The sequence below is a fragment of the Burkholderia sp. B10 genome, assembly GCF_004368385.1.
GTDB classification, from domain to species: Bacteria; Pseudomonadota; Gammaproteobacteria; order Burkholderiales; family Burkholderiaceae; genus Burkholderia; species Burkholderia vietnamiensis.
The window spans coordinates 16875-37386 of sequence record NZ_PQMX01000028.1; the positions used below are offsets into that span (position 1 = coordinate 16875).

General features: G+C 68.4%; 17 protein-coding genes. 8 read left to right on the forward strand and 9 right to left on the reverse strand.

The annotated features are described in order from the left end of the window. Nucleotides 1-20: 20 nt before the first annotated feature. The 4 genes from C3Y15_RS16020 to C3Y15_RS16035 all read right to left on the reverse strand — a co-directional run bounded on the left by C3Y15_RS16020 (nucleotide 21) and on the right by C3Y15_RS16035 (nucleotide 4909). On the reverse strand, nucleotides 21-1445 hold the full coding sequence (locus C3Y15_RS16020; protein ID WP_045578067.1) for a cytochrome c: 1425 nt from the start codon (nucleotides 1443-1445) through the stop codon (nucleotides 21-23). Then, nucleotides 1442-3220 carry a GMC family oxidoreductase gene (locus C3Y15_RS16025; protein ID WP_059461089.1) on the reverse strand — a complete coding sequence of 593 codons (1779 nt, stop codon included), beginning with the start codon at nucleotides 3218-3220 and terminating at the stop codon, nucleotides 1442-1444. Before C3Y15_RS16025 ends, C3Y15_RS16020 begins: the two co-directional genes overlap by 4 nt. Continuing rightward, nucleotides 3220-3960 (reverse strand): gluconate 2-dehydrogenase subunit 3 family protein, encoded by a 741-nt coding sequence (locus C3Y15_RS16030; protein WP_034193480.1) that lies wholly within the window; start codon nucleotides 3958-3960, stop codon nucleotides 3220-3222. The genes C3Y15_RS16025 and C3Y15_RS16030 overlap by 1 nt, the downstream gene beginning before the upstream one ends. 532 nt (nucleotides 3961-4492) lie before the next feature. After that, the gene (locus tag C3Y15_RS16035) at nucleotides 4493-4909 is read right to left on the reverse strand and encodes a DUF3995 domain-containing protein (RefSeq protein ID WP_011882077.1); all 417 of its coding nucleotides are present in this window, start codon (nucleotides 4907-4909) and stop codon (nucleotides 4493-4495) included. Between the two features lie 322 nt (nucleotides 4910-5231). On the opposite strand from C3Y15_RS16035, the gene ald reads away from it, so the two are divergent. Further along, on the forward strand, nucleotides 5232-6347 hold the full coding sequence (gene ald / locus C3Y15_RS16040; RefSeq protein ID WP_046428493.1) for an alanine dehydrogenase: 1116 nt from the start codon (nucleotides 5232-5234) through the stop codon (nucleotides 6345-6347). Nucleotides 6348-6413: 66 nt separating this feature from the next. Here ald and C3Y15_RS16045 read toward each other — a convergent pair whose 3' ends face one another. Then, nucleotides 6414-6806, reverse strand: a complete 393-nt coding sequence (locus tag C3Y15_RS16045; RefSeq protein WP_011882075.1) for a TraR/DksA family transcriptional regulator — start codon at nucleotides 6804-6806, stop codon at nucleotides 6414-6416. A gap of 335 nt (nucleotides 6807-7141) precedes the next feature. Between C3Y15_RS16045 and C3Y15_RS31755 the strand changes: the two genes are divergently transcribed. After that, on the forward strand, nucleotides 7142-7315 hold the full coding sequence (locus C3Y15_RS31755) for a hypothetical protein (RefSeq protein WP_164716064.1): 174 nt from the start codon (nucleotides 7142-7144) through the stop codon (nucleotides 7313-7315). A 152-nt stretch (nucleotides 7316-7467) separates the two neighbouring features. On the opposite strand, the gene C3Y15_RS16050 is transcribed toward C3Y15_RS31755, so the two are convergent. The 3 genes from C3Y15_RS16050 to C3Y15_RS16060 form a co-directional block, all read right to left on the reverse strand. After that, nucleotides 7468-8640, reverse strand: coding sequence for a glycosyltransferase family 1 protein (locus tag C3Y15_RS16050; RefSeq protein WP_069240145.1), 1173 nt, complete (start codon nucleotides 8638-8640; stop codon nucleotides 7468-7470). Between the two features lie 154 nt (nucleotides 8641-8794). Continuing rightward, nucleotides 8795-10201 carry an undecaprenyl-phosphate glucose phosphotransferase gene (locus tag C3Y15_RS16055; RefSeq protein ID WP_034193551.1) on the reverse strand — a complete coding sequence of 469 codons (1407 nt, stop codon included), beginning with the start codon at nucleotides 10199-10201 and terminating at the stop codon, nucleotides 8795-8797. 11 nt (nucleotides 10202-10212) lie between these two features. Next, nucleotides 10213-10995 carry a helix-turn-helix domain-containing protein gene (locus C3Y15_RS16060; protein ID WP_011882072.1) on the reverse strand — a complete coding sequence of 261 codons (783 nt, stop codon included), beginning with the start codon at nucleotides 10993-10995 and terminating at the stop codon, nucleotides 10213-10215. A 957-nt stretch (nucleotides 10996-11952) separates the two neighbouring features. Here C3Y15_RS16060 and C3Y15_RS16065 point away from each other — a divergent pair. The 6 genes from C3Y15_RS16065 (at nucleotide 11953) to C3Y15_RS16090 (ending at nucleotide 18818) form a co-directional block, all read left to right on the forward strand. After that, nucleotides 11953-12693, forward strand: a complete 741-nt coding sequence (locus C3Y15_RS16065) for a Crp/Fnr family transcriptional regulator (protein WP_124259685.1) — start codon at nucleotides 11953-11955, stop codon at nucleotides 12691-12693. A 168-nt stretch (nucleotides 12694-12861) separates the two neighbouring features. After that, on the forward strand, nucleotides 12862-13113 hold the full coding sequence (locus C3Y15_RS16070; RefSeq protein ID WP_011882069.1) for an acyl carrier protein: 252 nt from the start codon (nucleotides 12862-12864) through the stop codon (nucleotides 13111-13113). Further along, the gene (locus tag C3Y15_RS16075) at nucleotides 13110-14306 is read left to right on the forward strand and encodes an acyl-CoA dehydrogenase family protein (protein WP_014725002.1); all 1197 of its coding nucleotides are present in this window, start codon (nucleotides 13110-13112) and stop codon (nucleotides 14304-14306) included. The genes C3Y15_RS16070 and C3Y15_RS16075 overlap by 4 nt, the downstream gene beginning before the upstream one ends. Further along, nucleotides 14303-15292, forward strand: coding sequence for an amino acid--[acyl-carrier-protein] ligase (locus tag C3Y15_RS16080; protein WP_060122400.1), 990 nt, complete (start codon nucleotides 14303-14305; stop codon nucleotides 15290-15292). The genes C3Y15_RS16075 and C3Y15_RS16080 overlap by 4 nt, the downstream gene beginning before the upstream one ends. Then, nucleotides 15289-16347 (forward strand): DUF1839 family protein, encoded by a 1059-nt coding sequence (locus C3Y15_RS16085; RefSeq protein WP_069240617.1) that lies wholly within the window; start codon nucleotides 15289-15291, stop codon nucleotides 16345-16347. The genes C3Y15_RS16080 and C3Y15_RS16085 overlap by 4 nt, the downstream gene beginning before the upstream one ends. Nucleotides 16348-16376: 29 nt before the next feature. Continuing rightward, nucleotides 16377-18818, forward strand: coding sequence for a glycoside hydrolase family 2 protein (locus C3Y15_RS16090; protein ID WP_224056172.1), 2442 nt, complete (start codon nucleotides 16377-16379; stop codon nucleotides 18816-18818). Between the two features lie 45 nt (nucleotides 18819-18863). On the opposite strand, the gene C3Y15_RS16095 is transcribed toward C3Y15_RS16090, so the two are convergent. Next, a complete protein-coding gene (locus tag C3Y15_RS16095; protein ID WP_011882064.1) occupies nucleotides 18864-20255 on the reverse strand; it encodes a sigma-54 dependent transcriptional regulator in 1392 nt (463 codons plus the stop codon). Nucleotides 20256-20512 lie beyond the last annotated feature (257 nt).

The following is a 20512-nucleotide window of genomic DNA, read 5'->3' on the forward strand; positions in this document are numbered from 1 at the left end:
CAGCGCAACCGCCGCGCGCGTCAGCGCGACGCCTGCGGGAAGCGTGCGCCGGGCGGCGGCTCCGGTCGCGTCGACGGCACGCGCTTGCGCAGCTTCGCGACCTGCTCGGCCGTGATCGGCGTGCCGGAATTGCCCCAACTGGTGCGAACGAAGTTGGACACGTCCGCGACTTCCTGGTCCGACAGGCGCCAGCCGAACGGCGGCATCGTGAACGTCGACGGCGCGGTATGCGTGCCTTGCAGCGCGCTGCCCTCGAGCACCACGTGAATCAGCGACGTCGGATCGTCGCCCTGCACCACCGGGTTGCCGGCCAGCGCCGGGAATACGCGCGTGTAGCCGTGGCCGTCGCTGCGGTGGCATGCCATGCAGTTGTCGCGATAGACGGCCGCACCGGGCTTGCTCGCATCGCCGGCGCGCAGCGCGGTGGCGGCGGCCGCGTCGTACACGTGCGGCTGCTCGCCCTGCACGCGCGGCGGCAACGTCTTCAGATAGCGCGCGATCGCGGTCAGGTCGTCGTCGCTCAGGTGCTGCATGCTGTGGCCGACCACGTCCGTCATCCCGCCGAACGCCGCGGTGCGGAGCGTGCGGCCGGTCTTCAGGAACCGCACGATCTCGGTCTCGCTCCACGTGCCGAGCCCGGTGCGCGGCTCGCCGCGCAGGCTCGTCGGCACCCAGCCGTCGATCGCCGCGCCGCCGGCCAGGAAATCCAGACCGCCGGCGTCGGTCAGCGCGCGCTCCTGCATCGTCGCCGCGCGCGGCGTATGGCAGGCGCCGCAATGGCCGAGGCCCTGCACGAGATACGCGCCGCGCGCGACGACCGGATCGGCGTACTGCGCCGCATCGAACGGCTTCGGCGCCGGCGCGAACATCTTGCGCCAGAACCCCAGCGGCCAGCGCATCGACAGCGGCCACACGATGTCGACCGCGCGGTTCTGCTGCTCGACCGGCGCGACGCCGTGCATGAAGTACGCGTACAGCGCCTTCACGTCGTCGTCGGACAGGCGCGAGTACGACGGATACGGCATCGCCGGGTACATCGTGTCGCCGTTCTTGCGCACGCCCTCGCGCACTGCCCGCGCGAAGTCGTCGAGCGTCCAGCCGCCGACGCCCGTGTTCCGGTCGGGCGTGATGTTGGTCGAATAGATCGCGCCGATCGGCGTGTCGAATTTCAGCCCGCCTGCGAACGGCTTGCCGCCGCTCGCGGTGTGGCACGCGACGCAGTCGCCGGCGCGCGCGAGGTACGCGCCGCGCTTGACGAGGTCGGCGTCCGCCGATTGCGCGGCGTGGGTTGCGGTGGGCGCTGGCGCGACCGATTGAGAGACAGGTTGCGCGACAGCCGGCGCACCCGCGACGCCGATCGCCGCCCATGCAGCGCCGAGCAACGCGGCGCGCCGCAGCGGAAACACGCGGCGCGCCGCGTTGCGAGGGTTCATCGTGCGGTTCATGCGGTCACCAGCGGGGCGGGATTTTTCAGGTACTGCTCGCGGATCGCACGCGCCGACCAGTAGGCCAGCGCGGCGACGATCCCGGTCGGGTTGTAGCCGATGCCTTGCGGCAGCGCCGACGCGCCCATCACGAACACGTTGTGCACGTCCCAGCACTGCAGGTAGCGGTTCAGCACGCTCGTCTTCGGATCGGTGCCCATGATCGCGCCGCCGACCAGATGGGTGGTCTGGTACGCACGCGTATCGAAGTGCTTGCCGAATTCGCGCGTCGACACGCCGATCGCCTTCGGCCCCATGGCTTCCGCGATTTTCTTCATCTGCCCGGTCACGTACTGCGCCATCCTGATGTCGTTGTCCTTCCAGTCGAACGTCATGCGCAGCAGCGGCTGGCCGTACGAGTCGCGATAGGTCGGATCGAGGTCCAGGTAGACGTCGCGGTACGACATGTTGGTGCCGTGCGCATCCATCGAGATCGTGTGCGCGTAGCTTTCCTTCACGGCCTTCTTCCACGCCGAGCCCCACTGCGGCGTGCCGGGCGGCGTCGCGATGCCGCTGACCGGCTTCACGCCCGCCTGGTTCACCCACAGCGGCGAGCCGCCGACGAAGCCGAGCGGCCCGTGGTCGAAGTTGTCCGCATTGAAGTCGTCCACCGCGACGCCGTTGCCGCCCGCGCCGACGAACGGATTCGTGTACGTGTCCTTGTCGAAGTACGCCTTGATGGTCGACAGGTTCTGATACGCGAAATTGCGGCCGACGACGCCCTCGCCCGAGATCGGATCGTACGGCTTGCCGATGCCCGACAGCAGCAGCAGGTGCACGTTGTGATACTGGAACGCCGCGACGATCACGAGATCCGCCGGCTGGTGAATCTCGCGGCCGGCCGGATCGACGTAGGTGACGCCGGTCGCGCGTTTTTTCGTGTCGTCGAGATCCACGCGCAGCACGTGGCACTTCGAGCGCAGCTCGAAGTTCGGCGTCTGCCGCAGCGCGGGCAGGATGTTCAGGTTCGGCGACGCCTTCGAGTACATGTAGCACGCGTAGCCGCTGCAATAGCCGCAGAAGTTGCACGGCCCCATCTGCACGCCGTACGGGTTCGTGTACGGCCCCGACGTGTTGGCCGACGGCAACCGGTACGGATGCAGCCCGAGCGACTTCGCGGCATCGAAGAAGCGCTGTGCCGAATAGGTATTGAGCTGCGCGGGCAGCGGAAAGTGGTCGCTGCGGTTCGCCTCGAACACGTTGCCGTCGCCGACCACCTTGCCGCCGACCTGGTACGCCTGCCCCGACGTGCCGAACACCTTCTCCGCAAAATCGAAGTACGGTTCGAGCTCGTCGTAGCTGACGCCCGTGTCCTGGATCGTCATCCCGTCCGGGATGAACTTCTTGCCGTAGCGTTCTTCGTAGTGGCTGCGCAGCCGCAGTTCTTCGGGCGTGATCCGGAAGTGCACGCCCGACCAGTGCAGCCCCGCGCCGCCGACGCCCTCGCCCGGCAGGAACGCCGCCAGCTGCCGGTACGGCAGCGCGGTGTCCTGCACGCCGTGCCGGATCGACACGGTCGTCTTCGACAGGTCGAGGAACAGCTTCTTGCGCACGTTGTAGGTCAGTTCGTCGATCGTGTTCGGGTACGCGCCGTCCGGATAGGTGTCGCGATACTCGCCGCGCTCCAGCGCGACCACGTTCAGCCCCGCTTCGGTCAGTTCCTTCGCGAGGATCGCGCCGGTCCAGCCGAAGCCGACGATCACCGCATCGACGTGCGGCTTGTGTTCTGCGGCCATCAGGTGCGCTCCCCGTTGATCGAAACTGGGCCGTACGGATACGGCTTGCCGTTCTGGTTGACGAAGTCCATGAAGTCGGCGCGCGCGCCCGGAAAACCGATCATCTTCCACGCGGCCATGTCGCGATTGCCGCCGTGCACCGGATCGCAGAAATACCCTTCGCGCGTGTTCTGCAGCAACTGGCCGAAGAACACCGCGGACGGCACGTCGTCGATCGGCGTCGCGCCCTTCTCGAGCGCGCCGAGCACGCTATCGCGCGTGGGCGCGTCGAGATCGGCGAAGGCCTTGCCGTGCGCCTTCTCGCAATAGCGGTTGACGGCCGCGATGCCGAGCCGGTAGATGTCGCGCGGCACGAGCTTCAGCTGGTAGCCGAGCTCGGGCACGCCCTGCTGGAACGGCCCCTGCATGTACCAGGTCGCGCCGTGCGCATACGGCGTTTCCATCTGCCGGTCGATGAACTCCGGCACGCCAGTCTCCAGCGCGCCGGGGCCTTCCGCATCGGCCGGAATCAGACGGTCGACGGCGGCCTGGACGAACGCCCACTCCTTCGCGTCGAAGAAGGTCGGCTTGTACGGCGCGCGTTCGGCGCTCGCCGATGCCGCGGAGGCCGCGCCGGACGGGCGGCCGGAAGATGGCGGCGAGCGCAGATCGCAGCCTGCGACCGAGGCGATCGGCACGAGGGCGACCGACGTGCGCAGGAAGCGGCGCCGCGAGTTGGATTTGTCGGTGGGCGTGGACATGGTCGGGATGTTGATCGTTGGGGGCGAGATCCGGGAAGGCGCGTTCCGCATGCGGCATGCCCGGCACGGCAGCCATGCCGCGTGCGGCCGGCCGTCCTGGATTGGCAACACTGCGAACCTCGGCGCGTCCGGCATCGGCCGGACGCCGCACGCGGTGCGTCAATGCCCGCGCGCGGCGTGCCGGCTGCGGGCCGCCGCGCATGGTCGGCCTCTTCGCGGGCTATCGTCGGGCAAACGCACGACTATTGCCGTCATCCGCCCTCATCGCCCTTCCCCCGAATTACCTCGAACGCCACGCCCGCCACCGGCAAGCGCGACGCGCACGGCCCTCGTCAGGGGCAAGCGACGTGCTGCGCATTATAAATGGAACCGGTTCCATTGCAAAATGAGTTCGAGGCATGCCATTGCATCGCGAAGCGCAACAGTTGAAAAATGGCGCGGCGCGATCGCCGGCCGCCGCAGCGCGAGACGGCGGGCGGCAGGCAGGAGCGCGCCAGCCGGATGGCTCCGGTCGACCCGGCGCGCGCGCCGCTCACCTCGCCCAGTACATCGACGCGAAAGCCAGCGCCAGCGCCACGCAAAGCGGCGAATAACACAGCGTGTCCATGCGCGCGAAGCGCGACCCGCGGACACGCTTGAAGAAGCCGACGTATCGGAAATCGCCGACCGCCCGAACCGCGAAAATGAGTGCGAACGCAACGATCGCGAACGCGGTCGCGCCGGGCAGAACCTTCGGCCCCAACCAGCCCGCGCGCGACGCGACCGCGCCGGCGCCGCACAGCAGCGCCGCCGCGACTGCGAGCGTGCCGCGCCGGGTCGGACGCAACAGCGGGACACCGTCCTGCTCCGGAATGGCCGCGCGCTTGCCGCGCTGTCCACCGAGCGCCCAGTAGACGTGAACGAGTGCGATCGCACAAAGCGTCGGCACGCTGAAGTACGCGCCGGTCATGTCGGTAGGGTCCCCTGTCTCATCTGGTCGTCGTGTGGTCGTGTATCGGTCGGGCATGGACCTGCCCGCACGCGCGCGCCTGCGCGTGCCCCCGAGACGATACCGAAATCGCGCGCGGCCTGCAGTGTGGCGTCCGGTCGCAATCGGACACGCGGACACGCGCATGCTGCGATGCGGTGCGCATCCGCGCGCGCGGGGCCGGCACTTGACTTCCCACCGGCCACCACTACCCTTTGATTGCAATCGCGCAATCGCGCCGGTGCATGCGCAACCGCCGCGCGCCCGGCACGACCGCGATGACGAAAGATCATGGAGACGACTCATGCTGATCGGCGTGCCGAAGGAAATCAAGAACCATGAATATCGCGTCGGCCTCACTCCGGCCGGCGCACGCGAGCTGGTGCGCCACGGCCATCGCGTGCTCGTGCAGCGCGGTGCGGGCACGGCGATCGGCCTGCTCGACGACGACTACGCGGCCGCCGGCGCCGCGCTCTGCGACGACGCGCGCGACGTCTTCGCGCGCGCCGACCTGATCGTCAAGGTGAAGGAGCCGCAACCGGCGGAATGCGCGATGCTGCGCCGCGGGCAGATGCTGTACACGTACCTGCACCTCGCCCCCGATCCCGAACAGGCGGCCGCGCTCGTGAAGTCGGGCGCGGTCTGCATCGCGTACGAAACCGTGACCGGCGTCGGCGGCGGACTGCCGCTGCTCGCGCCGATGAGCGAGGTCGCGGGGCGCATGTCGATGCAGGTCGCGGCCGCCTGCCTGGAGAGCCCGCGTGGCGGCCGCGGCGTGCTGATGGCCGGTGTGCCGGGCGTGCCGGCCGCGCACGTGGTCGTGCTCGGCGCGGGCGTCGTGGGCACCGGCGCATTGCAGATGGCGGTCGGCATGGGCGCCCGCGTCACCGTCCTCGACACCAACGTCGCGCGGCTGCGCCAGCTCGATCTCGTGTTCGCGAACCGGATCTCGACCGTCTGCTCGAACACGCACACCGTCGAAGAAGCCGTGCGCGACGCCGACGTGGTGATCGGCGCGGTGCTCGTGCCGGGCGCGTCGGCGCCGCGGCTCGTCACGCGCGACATGATCGCGACGATGCGCACGGGCGCCGTCGTCGTCGACGTCGCGATCGATCAGGGCGGCTGTTTCGAGACGTCACATGCGACGACGCATGCGCAGCCGACCTTCGTGGTCGACGGCGTCGTGCATTACTGCGTCGCGAACATGCCGGGAGCGGTCGCGCGCACGTCGACGTTCGCGTTGAACAACGCGACGCTCGGCCATGCGCTCGCGCTCGCCGACAAGGGCTGGAAACGCGCGATGACCGACGACCCGCATCTGCGCGCGGGCCTGAACGTATGCGACGGACACATCACCTACGAGGCCGTCGCGTTCGCGCTCGGGCTGCCGTACGTCCCTGCTGAAGACATGCTGGGTTGATTGCGGAATCGGGCGACGCAACCGGGTGCCGGCGGTCGCCCTCTTCGCCGCCATCGGCCACCGACGTCACAGCGATGCGCGCGGTGTCGTGGCGTAACGGCGCTCGTATACGGACTGGCAATGCGTGCAACGCTCGGCCGTCGGCCGCGCGAGCAGACGTTCATAGCCGACCGCGGCGTCGCAATCGACGCATTCGCCGTAGCTGCCGTCGCGCATGCGCTGCTGCGCGCGGTCGATCGCACGCAGCTCGGCCAGCTTCATCCCGATCAGTGCGTGATCCACGTCGACGAACAGATCGGCGTTGGCCTCGTCTCCTTCGTCCGGCGCGGCGCCGGCGAGGTCCGCATAGGAGGTCGACGCGCGCTGATCCTCGCTCGTCCGAATCTCCGCGCGCAACGCCTGTTCGCTTTCCGTCAGCCGCTGCTGCAACGTCTGCCGTTGTTGGGGGTCGAGCGCCATCGCCGTGTCTCCTGTTCCGGGTTCCGCGCGACGCTGCACGTCGCGCGGCGGTCGCCGGTCACGGCGGGCCGGATTGCCCCGTATGCCGCGCCCGGAGGTGCGCCCGGGCGCTCGAAGCGCCGGACGTTCGACGCAGCATAAACCCATTGAACGCGGACGTGTTGACCTGCATCTGCAACCGCGCGCGTTGCACGGAAACCGGGGCCGGAGGCGACGGGCCGATGCGCGCCATTCGTATGACGCTCCCGCCGTTGAGGTCAATCAATTCCCTGCAGAAACTTGCGACATAGATTGACAGCATGTGCGGTATATCCGCGGCTCTGCGGGAGAACGTCATGCTGTTCGGCGTCGTGGTCTGGGTGGCACTCGCGGTCTTCGTCCCGACCGTGGTCGTGCCGACGGTGCAGCACGCGGTGCAGCCATCGGGCCCGCAAGCCGCGCCCGACGCGCGCCCCGCAGGCGCGCCCGCCGTGCTGCCGGCGAGCGGGCGGTCGAGCGAGGACGGCTGAGGCGAACGCGTCGGCCTTCTATGCCGACGCTCGGCGGTTCGCAACGCAACACGTCACGTCACGTCACGTCGATCATTCGGATGGCTATCGGTCTCGGCGAATTCCCAGCGCACCGTGTGATCCACCCACGAGCGCGCCGCACCGCAGCTGCATCACGTCACCGCATCCGCCCGCAGGATCTCGAGCAAAGCCCGCGCCGAGCGCTGCCAGCTGTATCGCTGCGCGTGTTCGCGACCCAGTACGCGTAGTCGATCCCGCAGTTCGGCATCGTCCATCACGCACGCGATCGCCGCCGCGATATCGGGCGGCGAATACGCGTCGCAGAACAGCGCCGCGCCGCCGCACACCTCCGGCAGCGATCCCTCGTGTGACGCGATGACCGGGCAACCGCATCGCATCGCCTCGAGCGGCGGCAAACCGAAGCCTTCGTACAGCGACGGAAACACGAACGCGCCGGCGTTCGCATACAGCGCCTTCAGTTCCCCGTCTGTCACGTAGCCGGCCCATGTGACACAAGGGTCGTCTTCGCGCAGGCCGGCCTCTCGCACGCCGAATATCTTCGCGTTGGCGCCGCCCGCGATCACGAAGCGCAACGTCGGGTGCGACTCGCGCATCAGCACGATCGCGGCAAGCGCGCGCACGAGATTCTTGCCAGGCGCGAGCGAGCCGACGAACAGCACATAGCGGTCGGGTTCGAGGTTCAATCGCGACAGCACGCCGGGGTCGGCGTCGATCCGGTCGATATGATCGACCGCATTCGGCACGACCGACACGCGCGCCGGCGATATGCGCAACCTTGCGGCCAGCCGCGCGCGCGAGAAATGCGACACCGTCACGAGGTGGCGCGCGCGTCGCTTGATCATCCAGAACGCGAAGCGGTACCACAGCCGGAACGCGAGCGAATAGCCGTCGGGCAGGTCGAAAATCGCCGCGTCGTGAATCATGACCAGCTGATCGCGCTTGAACAACGGGCCGATGTTGCACAGGCTCAGCAAGGTCCGGCCGCGCGTCGTGCGCGGCAGCGCCCACTGTTCCCACAGCGTGCCGCGCAGGTGCGTCGACGGCTGCGCGCGCGCGCCGGCCGGCAACGCGGCCGGGTCGTGATCGGGCGGCACGATCAGCGACGGCGCATCGTCGGTGATCCGCGCGAGCTCGCAGGTCAGCTCGTACGCGGTGCGCTGCACGCCCGTCATGCGCTGGGCCGTGAATTTTCCGTTGATGACGAGGCCGCGCGCGCGCGCGGCATGCGCTGCCGCACCGATGCCCCGCTCCGTGCGGGCGTCCTGCAGCACGGCCCCGTTGCGCTCCCGAATCGACGTTGACATGATCGTGACTGTTCCGATGGCGGCGGCGCACCAGCGCGCCGCCGGACATCCCGCCGGGCGGGATGCCGCTATACGGCCAGTGTGTGCGCCGCGCGCGCGCCGGTCGGTACGTTCGCTCTCACAACGCCGCGGTTCCGGGCGGATTTTCGAGGCGTCAGAATGCGTTGCGGCCGATGAAGCCGCGCACGATCGTCAGCACGATGATCTTCATGTCGAACGCGAAGCTCCAGTTCTGCATGTAGAAGAGATCGAACTTCACGCGCGCCTCCATCGCCTCGACCTTGCGCGTCTCGCCGCGATAGCCGTTCACCTGCGCCCATCCGGTGATGCCGGGCCGCACGCGATAGCGGTACATGTAGCAGTCGATCAGCTGCCGGTAGAAGTCGTCGTGCTCGACCGCGTGCGGACGCGGCCCGACGACCGACATCTGCCCGCACAGCACGTTGAAGAATTGCGGGAGCTCGTCGAGCGACGTGCGGCGCAGGAATGCGCCGACGCGCGTGATACGCGCGTCGTGGCGCGACGCCTGCCGGATGACGCCCGGCTGTACGCGGTGCACGCGCATGGTCCGGAACTTGAGGATGTCGAATTCGCGGCCGTCGACGCCCTTGCGGCGCTGCCTGAACAACACCGGCCCGGGCGACGACAGCTTGACGGCGAGCGCCAGCACCGACAGCAGCGGCAGCAACGGAATCAGCACGCCGAGCGCGAACAGCCGGTCGAACGCGAACTTGGCCCACAGCTCGGGCGCGGCGCGCGGCGTGGTCGCCAGATTGATCGCCGGCATGCCGAGCACGTCGGTCGCGGAGCGCTCGACCACGGCCATCTGCCGCACGTCGGGCAACAGCCGCAACTGCACGAATTCGTCGCGCAGCTCGCGCACGATGCGCTGGATCCGCCACTCATGCGACATCGGCAGCGTGAGCCACACCTCGTCGATCCGTGCGCCGCGGATCATGTCGCGCAAGGTATCCCAATCGCCGATCACCGGCACGCCGCCGATGCCTGCCGCATTGGCCGGCGCTTCGTCGTCGAAAACGCATGCGGCGACGAACGGCCCGCCCGGCGTCAGCTGCATCCGCTCGACCGCCACGCGCCCGTATGCGGTCGCACCGACGACGGCGACGCGGCGCCGGTGCACGTGCGAGTCGTCGCGCGTCAGCACGAACGCGAGCAGCATCGCGCGGCCGATCAGCACGGCGGCGTCGCCGGCGAGCACCGTGCGCACGATCCAGCGGGTGTTCACCGTTGCGCTGCGATTCATCAGCCACATCGTGCCGGCCACCGTGAGCGCGCTCGCGCACACCAGCGCCAGCGCCGTGCGCGTGAGCACGTGCGGGCCGTCCGGCACGGCCACCCCATTGCGCACGGTCCGCACGTAGCGCGGCAGCAACGCGACCGTCAGCACGCACAACAGCGCGATCGAGCCGTGCTGCGCATCGGACAGGTCGCGCCATCCGAGGCCGGCCGCCTGCTGCGCGGCAAGCGCCCCGGCCAGCACGAGCGCAACGTCGGCCGCCGCGATCGCGGCACGCCGCAACGCATTCGCTCCTCCGGACATCGACTGCATCGTCACGCACCGTGCGCCGGATAACGGCTCTGCAGTTCCGGCATGCGCGCGCGCAGCGGCGCGGGCGTTGCATTCGTGCGCGTGCCGAGCAGGCGCCGATAGTCGGCGCGAATCAGGTCGTAGCATTCGCACGCGTGATGTTCGAGACCATGGCGGTCGAGCACCGTGATACGGCCGCGGCGCTGCCGGATCAGCCCGGCTTCCTGCAGGTCGCCGGCCGCTTCGGTCACGCCTTCGCGCCGCACGCCGAGCATGTTCGCGATCGTCTGCTGCGTGACGGCCAGCTCGTCGCCGTCGATGCGGTCGTGCGCGAGCAGCAGCCAGCGGCTCAATTGCTCGCTGACCGAGTGATGCCGGTTGCACAGCGCGCTGCGCGAGATCTGCGCCATCGTGGCCTGGCTGTAGTTCAGCATCAGGCGATAGGTCGCCGCGGACCGTTCGAATTCCGCGCGCATCACGCAGGTCGGCACGCGATACGCCATGCCGGCGGCGCGCACTTCGACGCGGCTCGACACGGCCACGCCGCCGACGAGCGTCGCGAGACCGACCGCGCCTTCGCGGCCGACCACCGCCACCTCCACCATCGCACCGTCCTCCATCAGGTGCTGAACCGACATCATCGCCGTCGTCGGAAAGTGCAGATGACGCATCGGTTCGCCGACGCGATCGAGCATCCCGGCCTTGATCCTGACCAGTTCGAGGTGCGGTGCGATCGCATGAAGGGTGTCCTCCGGCAGCGCATCCAGAATGGCATTGGCGGAGTAACTCGAGTGAAGATGAAGCATGGCTGTATTCCTTTTATTGTCCGCGCCGCGCGCAGCCGCGGCAGCGAAGCTCGTTATCGCGATGCGCATCGACGGCGACGCAGGTTGAGGCCCACAACCCTCGCTCCGATCGACCCTCGGCTTTCCACCGCCTCCGGAAATCGGCAATCCCGTTTCGACACGCCCGCTCGAATAAGCGATTTACGTGCCAATACCCGTCCATCCTTAATATATGAATGACGACCGCATTAGAACGACGGATTAATCGCACTGAAACTTCAAAAAATGTCTCATTTCCGGACACCCCCACGCGTCGCGGACGCGGCAGGTGATTCGACTGATCAATAAGCGCCGCGCGCGGCCGGGTGGCCGACGCGCTTCCGCGACGGCTTGCCGGTCAAATACTTACGACGCGTTTTCATTTGATTCCATGATGTCCGGGCGACCCGCAGGCGGCCATCACGCGACTCGAAAGGTCGTTTGAAACTGTCTCAAAATTGATTCGATCGCTTGATTTACGGGCTTGTAACCTAGCGCACATACATATCGCAACACATTGATTCTATTGTTGAACTTCAAGTCAATATCTCAATTGTCAAACAATGTTCAACGCCTTTTATATTTTTTCCTGTAGCATGCGAAGCGACGCTCAATTGATTCACGATCGGTACTTCATTCCGGAGCGAGCATCCCAATTCGTGCGCGACGGGCAAATTATGGATAACCAAATCTTGGGCTCCATATGACAGTTCCTTACCGACGTCCGAAGCGTCAAACTTTGTGAAGTGACGTAATACGCAATTGAGGGAATTCAATTGCGTGCTAGCTTTTTTAGCCATAGACATTCCAATTCCGACGAACAGAAATCGAACGTTCGTGCCGAATCCGCGCGGATACACGGCACGAAGTCGATTGCCCACCCTATGAGGATGCGCCGTGACTCTTCAGGCCAATGACGCCGTCGCCGCCCCGAGCGGCATGATCGAGCTCTCCCACAGCTTCGACGCGAACCGGTTCATCGCGGCGCTCGACCGCGACGAACGCGCGGCGCTGGTCGCTCACCTGCAGCTGGTTCACCTGAGATCCGGTCAGGTGCTGTGCGAACCCGGCGAAATGCTGAGCGCCGTCTATCTACCCGTCACGACGGCCGTTTCGTTGCAGTACGTATCGTCGGGCGGCATGACGCTGGAAGTGGCCGAGATCGGCAGCGAGAGCATCGTGTGCGACGACGTGATCGGCGGCAGCGGCAGCATGCCGTGCCGCGCGGTCGCATGCCGCGACGGCTTCGTCTATCGGCTCGACCGGCGCGTGTTCGCGCGCGCGTTCGACGCGTCCCCGGTGATTCGCCATCTGGTGTTCGTGTGCGTGCGGCTGCTGATGGCGCAGGTGTCGCAGATCACGTTCTGCAGCCGCCACCATGTGCTCAAGCACCAGTTGTGCAGATGGTTCCTGCTCGCGTACGACCGCTCGCGCAGCATCGAGATCCAAGTGACCCACAGCATGCTCGCGCAGATGCTCGGCGTGCGGCGCGAGACGGTCACCGACGCGGCGGGCGAAGTCCAGAAGCTCGGCCTGATCCGCCAGTATCGAAGCTCGATCGTGCTCGCGAATCTCGGCGGCCTCGAGAAGATGTCGTGCGGCTGCCGCGCGATCGTGCGCGACGAGATCAACCGGATCCTGTCGGCCGACTCGGGCGTGACGACCGCCGCGCGCACTTGACCGATTCGGCATTTCGGCGCGCCCGGTCGATCGCGTTCAGCCGACTGTAGGGTGGCGAACAGAACGTCGTGCATGCGGATGGTCTACTGATGCCGGACTGCCGGGGGGATGTCAGCGCGCTGCGCGCGTTCGCCCGAGCGGACGACACCACGCACGCCGGAGCAGCACGTGAAAAACGAAATCAGAACCATCCTGAAGCACGTCGCCAATCTCGAAGCCGCGATCGATTCGATCGGCGACGGGGACGATCTTTACGACGCGGGCCTCTCGTCGCTCGACACGATCCAGCTGATGCTCGCGATCGAGAAGCACTTCAACGTCGAGATCCCCGACGAGATGCTGAACCGCAACCTGTTCCGCAGCGTCGACGCGCTCGCGGACGCGGTCGCCAGCCTCCAACGCTCCGAGCATTCCGCATGAGCGCGCTCCTTCCCGAACTCGCGCCCCCCGACGAAGCGTATCGGCTCGACGAGGCCGCCCTCGCCGTCGCGCAGGTCGCCGCGCAACACGCGGATGCGGTCGATCGCGACGCCCGTTGCCCCGTCGAGGCCATCGAGGCGATGCGCGCCCGCCGCCTGCTCGGCGCGATGGTGCCGACCCATCTGGGCGGCGCCGGCGCATCGCTCGCCGACGTCGCATCGGCCTGCTCGATTCTCGGCCGCGCCTGTGCGTCGTCGGCGATGGTGTTCGCGATGCACCAGATCCAGGTTGCCTGCATCGTCGATCACGCGGCCGACCAGGGATGGCATCGGCTGTTCCTGCAGCAGCTCGTGCGCCATCAATGGCTGCTTGCATCGGCGACGTCCGAAGACGGCGTCGGCGGCAACCTGCGCACGAGCCAGTGCGCGCTCGAGACGAACGGCGGCGAGTTCAGGCTGCGCAAAGCGGCGCCGGCGATCTCGTACGGCGACTACGCGGACGGCATCCTCGCGACCGCACGCCGCGACGCCGACGCACCGGCGTCCGAACAGGTGCTCGTGACGCTGCTGCGCGACGGCTATACGCTCACGCGCCGCAACGAATGGGACACGCTCGGCTTGCGCGGCACCTGCAGCAACGGCTTCGTGCTGGAGGCGCAAGGCGCGACGGTCCAGTGCGCGCCGGTGCCGTTCGCGCAGATCGCCGAACAGACGATGGTGCCGGTGTCGCACATCCTGTGGGCCGCCGTGTGGATCGGCGTGGCCGGCGACGCGTTCCAGCGCGCGCATCAGTTCTTCCGCGCGCAGGCGCGTCAGTCCGACGGCGCGCCGTCGCCCGCGGCACGACGGATCGCCGAATCGCTGGACCTGATGCAGGCGATGCAGGCGCGCGTCGACAGCGTGCTGCGCCTCTACGGCTGCGCGTCGGCGCGTTCGTGGTCGGCCGGCATGGCGTGGGCCGCCGAGGTCAACACGCTGAAGACTTACGTATCGACGGCCGCGCTCGAAGTCGTGCAGCAGGCCATGATGATCTGCGGGATGGCCGGCTACAAGAACGGCACACCGTACAGCGTCGGCCGCCATCTGCGCGACCTGCAGGCCGCGCCGCTGATGATCAGCAACGACCGCATCGCCGCCAACACTTCGAACCTGCTGCTCGCCTTGCGTCCGTCGACGCTGGAGAAACTCTCGTGAACGATCGCCTCTCCGTGACTTCGGCCGGCTCCGCCGCCGCGCCCGCCGCGCCCGCCGACGCGCCGCTCGACCGCGCCGGCGTGAACCCGCTGCGCGACGAGCTGGTGGACGCCGGACTGCTGGTGTCGACCGGCATCCAGGGCCTGTTCGGCCGCAGCGAGCGGTTCGAGCGCGTCGTCGAAGCGCTCGACGCATTCGTCACGCGCCTCGGCGCCGATCAGCATGCGGAGGTCCTGCGCTTCCCGCCGGCGATGAGCCGCACCGAGTTCGAGCGCAGCGAATACATGAAGAGCTTCCCGCAACTCGCGGGCAGCGTTCACGCGTTCTGCGGCGACGAACAGCGGCACCAGCGCGTGCTGCAATGCCTCGATCGCGGCGAAGACTGGACCGAAAGCCAGAAGCCGACCTACGTCGTGATGACGCCGGCCGCCTGCTATCCGGTCTATCCGGTCGTCGCGCGCGCCGGGGCGCTGCCCGACGACGGACGCATCGTCGACGTGTTCTCATACTGCTTCCGCCACGAACCGTCGCTCGACCCGACCCGCATGCAGTTGTTCCGGATGCGCGAGTACGTGCGAATCGGCACGCCCGAGCAGATCGTCGCGTTCCGCCGCACCTGGATGGAGCGCGGTACGCGGATGATCGACGCGCTGCGCCTGCCGAACGAAATCGATCTCGCGAACGACCCGTTCTTCGGACGCGGCGGCAAGATCGTCGCCGACAGCCAGCGCGAGCAGAACCTCAAGTTCGAGCTGCTGATCCCGATCGAGCACGACGGCCGTCAGACCGCCTGCCTGAGCTTCAATTACCACATGGACCACTTCGGGCTGCTGTGGGACATCCGCACCGCGAGCGGCGACGTCGCGCACACGGGCTGCGTCGGCTTCGGCCTCGAGCGCCTCACGCTCGCGCTGTTCCGCCATCACGGCTTCGACCTCGACGCGTGGCCGGCCGACGTGCGCGACGCGCTGTGGGGCACGCGATGAGCTTCGTGTCACGCGACGGCGAGGATGCGTCGTTCGACGACGTGCGTCATCGCGCGCGCCACTACCGGCCGCACCCGCTGCACAGTCAGGAGATGGTCTGGAAGCAGACCAACTGCTACGTCGACATGTGGCTCGAGGTGCTGCGCTGGTGGGGGCTCAATCCGTACGCGGCGCTGCCGTTTACGATCGCGATGGACTTCGAGGGCGACCAGTTCACGTTCTTCAAGTTTCCGCACGACGAGCTGGAACGACTGTACGGCATCGTCGTGCAGGAACACTCGATCTACGAGCCGCTCGCCCAGCACATCGAGACGCAGGTCGCGCGCGGCCATCTGATGATCGTCGAGGTCGACGCGTGGTTCCTGCCCGATACGCGCGGCAGCGCCTATCGCACGCAGCATACGAAGACGACGATCGGCATCGACGCGATCGACCGCGCGCGCCGCCAGCTCGGCTACTTCCACAACAGCGGCTATTACGTGGCCGAGGAGATCGACTACGACGGGCTCGTCGGCGGCAGCTCGCCGATGCCGTTGCCGCCGTACGTCGAGTGCGCGAAGCGGCGTTTCGCGCCGCTCGACGAGCGTGTGCTGTGCGACGTGTCGCTCGCCGCCTTGCAGCGGCATCTGCGGCGCCTGCCGCTGGTCAATCCGGTGGCGGCGTTCCGCCGCCAGTTGCAGGCCGATGCGAAGTCGCTCGCCGCGTCGCCGCTCGAGCGCTTCCACGGGTACTCGTTCAATTCGGTGCGGCAGCTCGGCGCGAACTTCGAGCTGTTCGGTCATTACGCGCGCTGGCTGCAGGCGAGCGGCTGCATCGGCCCGTTCGCCGACATACGCGCGGCGTGCGAGCGCATCGCGGCGGAGTCGATGGTGCTCGAATTCCGGCTTGCGCGTGCCTGCTCGCGCGGCAAGGAGGAGCGCGGCGATGCGCCGCTCGACGCGATCGAAGCGGCCTATACCGACCTGATCGCATGCGCGCAGCAGATCAGCCCGCCGCTGCGGCACCTGGTGGCGCCCGTTCGCTGCGAAGCGGCCGCCGTGCCGGCGACGCGGTGACGCGCGCGTCGGCAATGCCGGCGTGGTCGATGCTCGCGACGCCCGCGGGCGCGGCGCCCGCGCCGTCCGATCTTCCGGCCGGCGCCGGGTGGATCGCGGCGCCGGTGCCGGGCACCGTCGCGCAGGCGCTCGCCGTCGCGGGCCGTCTCGACGAGGCCGCGTCGCTCGACGAGCGCGACCACTGGTATCGCGTCGAGCTGCGCGGGCACGGCGCGCGCCTGCTGCGCTTTCACGGTCTCGCGACGCTCGCGCAAGCGTGGCTCGACGACACGCCGATCCTGCACTCGGACAGCATGTTCGTCACGCACGACGTGCGCGTGACGCTCGCCGGCCAGCACACGTTGTTCGTCTGTTTTCGCGCGCTCGCGCCGCACCTGCGCACCGCACGCGCGGCGCGGCGCGCACGCTGGCGCACGCGGCTCGCGGAGCCGGCGACGCTGCGCACGGTACGCACGTCGCTGCTCGGACACATGCCCGGCTGGTTTCCGCATCACGTGCCGACCGGTCCGTGGCGGCCCGTCGACGTGCTCGACCCGGCCGAGGGCACCGTGCCCGCGCATTGCGACCTGCATGCGCGCGTCGACGGCGACACCGGCTGGCTCGACGCCGAGCTCACGTTCGCCGCACCGCTGCCCGACGCGTTCGCGGCCAGGCTGTCCTGCGGCGAGCACCACGCGACGCTCGAACGCGCCGGCGCCGACCGGCTGCTTGCGACCGTCGCCGTGCCGAACGTGCGGCTCTGGTGGCCGCACACGCACGGCGAACCGGTGCTGTACGACATCGCGCTGCATGTCGGCGCCGAGCGCATCGTGCTCGGTGCAACCGGGTTTCGCACGATCGAGCAGCACGCGGGCGACGACGGCAACGGCTTCGGGCTGCGCGTGAACGGCACGCCCGTGTTCGCGCGCGGCGCATGCTGGAGCAGCGCGGCGCCGCTCGCGCTGCATGCGGACGATGCGACCTACGCGCGCCTGCTCGGCCTCGCGCGCGACGCGGGCTTCAACATGATTCGGGTCGGCGGCACGATGACCTACGAAGCCGACGCCTTTCACGCCTGGTGCGACCGGCTCGGGCTGATGGTCTGGCAGGACTTCATGTTCGCGAACTTCGACTACGCGCTCGACGATCGCGCGTTCGCCGACGCCGTCGACGCGGAAGCCGACCAGTTCCTCGCGCGGCGCCGCGCATCGCCGTCGCTTGCGGTGCTGTGCGGCGGCAGCGAGATCGCGCAACAGGCGGCGATGTCGGGGCTCGGCCCGAAACAACGCGCCGTCGAATTGACGGCCGAGCGTCTCGCCGCCCGCGCCGCGGCATGGCGGCCCGACGTACCGTACGTCTCCGATTCGCCCGACGGCGGCGTCCTGCCGTTCGTGCCGCGCGAGCGCGTGTCGCACTACTACGGCGTCGGCGCGTACCTGCGCCCGCTCGACGATGCGCGGCGCGCCGACGTGCGGTTCGCGAGCGAATGCCTCGCCTTCGCGAACGTGCCGTGCGATGCGACGCTGGAGCGCATCGGCCGGCCGCATCCGCACGAACCGCGATGGAAGGCGGCCGTCCCGCGCGATCCCGGCGCGTCGTGGGACTTCGACGACGTCCGCGACCACTATCTGCGCACGCTGTACGACGTGGCGCCCGAGCGCCTGCGGCGCGAAGACCCGGCGCGCTACTTCGAACTGTCGCGCGCGGTGATCGCCGACGTGATGCGCGAGACGTTCTCCGAGTGGCGACGCAGCGGCTCGCGCTGCGCGGGCGCGCTCGTGTGGCAGTTCCAGGACGTGATGCCGGGCGCCGGATGGGGCTTGCTCGATGCCGCGCATCTGCCGAAATCGGGATGGTATGCACTGCGCCAGGTGCTGCAGCCGGTGCAGATCGTCGTGGTCGACGAAGGACTGAACGGCCTCGACGTGCATGTGATCAACGAACGCCCGGCGCCGCTGACGGCGAGCGTCGAGCTGGTGGCGTTGCGCGACGGCCGCACGCCGGTCGCGCGCTGCGGCGGGCAGGTTCGACTCGCCGCGCACGATGCGGTGCGGCTCGGCTCGGCCGAATTGCTCGGGCGCTTCTTCGACTGGACCTACGCGTATCGCTTCGGACCGTGCGAGCACGACACCGTCGTCGCGTCGCTGCGCGGCGACGACGGCGCGCTGCTGTCGCAGGCGTTCCACTTTCCGTCGCGCACGCATCCGGCCGTGTTCGCGCGACGCGATCCGGGCATCGAAGCGCGCGTGTCGCGCGCCGGCGACGCGTGGCACGTCGACATCGACACGCGCCACGTCGCGCGTCACGTGCAGATCGATGCACCGGGCTTCATGCCGCTCGACGACTGGTTCCATCTCGCGCCCGGCGCGACCGCGCGCGTCGCGCTGATCCCGCAACCTATCGGCACACCGCGCATCGACGACGCGCCGCCGAGCGTCGACATTCGCGCGGTCAACGCCGCGCGAACGGTACGCGCAGCGTTGGCCGTCTGACGCCGAGAGAAATGAACCGCCCGCTGCAGCGGCGGCCGTCGCGCGTCAGTCGGACGAGCCCGTGCCGCGCGGCCGCTCGATGCCGTACGCTTCCATCCAGCGATACAGCGTCGCGCGCGACACGCCGAGCTCCCGCGCGGACGCGGCGACGCGCCCCCGCGTGCGCAGCAGCGCGGTTTCGATCGCTTCGCGCTCGATCGACTTGCGGATGTCGGCCACGGACGGCGACGCCGCATCGAGGCAATATTCGAGCTCGAGATCGTGCGCGGTGATCAAACGGCCTTCCGTCATCACGACCGCGCGTCTCACGCGGTTGATCAGCTCGCGGACGTTGCCGGGCCAGTCATGCTTGTAGAGCGCGGTGATCGCATCGCTCGAGAAGCCGCGCACGCGATGGCGCGCGTCGCTGCGAAAGCGCTCGAGCATGTGATGCGCGAGCAGCTCGATGTCCTTGCCGCGCGCGCGCAGCGGCGGCTGGTCGATCCGCATCACGCAGAGGCGATGAAACAGATCCGCGCGGAACCGCCCTTCCTCCATCGCTTCGCGCAGGTCGACGTGCGTCGCGGACACGATGCGGACGTCGACCGGCACCGGATCGCTGCCGCCGAGCCGATGAATCGAGCGCTCCTGCAGGAATCGCAGCAGGCTGGCCTGGCTCTCGTGCGGCAGGTCGCCGATTTCGTCGAGCAGTAGCGTGCCGCCGTTCGCAGCTTCGACGTAGCCGACCTTGCGCGCGTTCGCGCCGGTAAACGCGCCGCGCTCATAGCCGAACAGCTCCGACTGCAACAGGTGCGGCGGAATCGCGCCGCAATTGACCGCGACGAACGGGCCGTTGCGGCGTTCCGAATGACGATGGATCGCGACCGCCGTCAGCTCCTTGCCGGTGCCGGTCTCGCCGAACACGAACACCGGTGCGTCGGTGCGCGCGAAACGCCGCACCGTGTCGAACAGCCTCAGCATCGCGCTGCAGGTGCCGACGATCCCGTTTTCCTGCGATTCGAGCCGCTCACGATCGCGCGCGAACAGACATTCCATGCCGTACGCATGGCCGACGGTATCCGCGATCCTTTGGTGCGACGCGGGCAACGTGATGTAGTCGAAGCAATAGTCGCGCAACAGCGCGCGCACGTTCGCCGACGCCGTCTGGCCGGTCTCGACGAGCGCGACCCACACGACGCCGCGCATCGACGCACAGGTGGACGCGATGCTGCCGATCGCGTCGGCATGGCCGCCGCTCAGGTCGAGGATGCCGCAGGTGATTTCGCCGGAGGTGTCGCGCAACTGGCTCGCGTTCGCGACTACCGTGACCTTCCAGTTGCGCCGCGTCAGTTCCTTGCGAAGCATGACGGACGGCGACTGGGTCCAGTAGATCAGCGGACGCTGCCCGTTGGCCCTCCCTTCGCCGGCACTTTTATCGCGCGTTATTGGGATATTCATAGCGCACCATCACTTTCTCCTCTCCGCGAATCGTTCGCGTGCGCTCCGGGCGGCGGCGCATAGCCACCGGTCCGCGCTGCGTTGCCGCAGCCTTGGCGAAGATCGAAACTGCACACGGCGAGAACCCCCGGAGGTCGAGCCGAATGTCATCCGGCCTCGTTTTCATCGAACTTGAAGAGGAACGTGCGGCCGCGAAGCCACGACGTCCCGGCTTACATGCGACGCGCCATTACCAATGGGCACGCCGGTAAACGGAA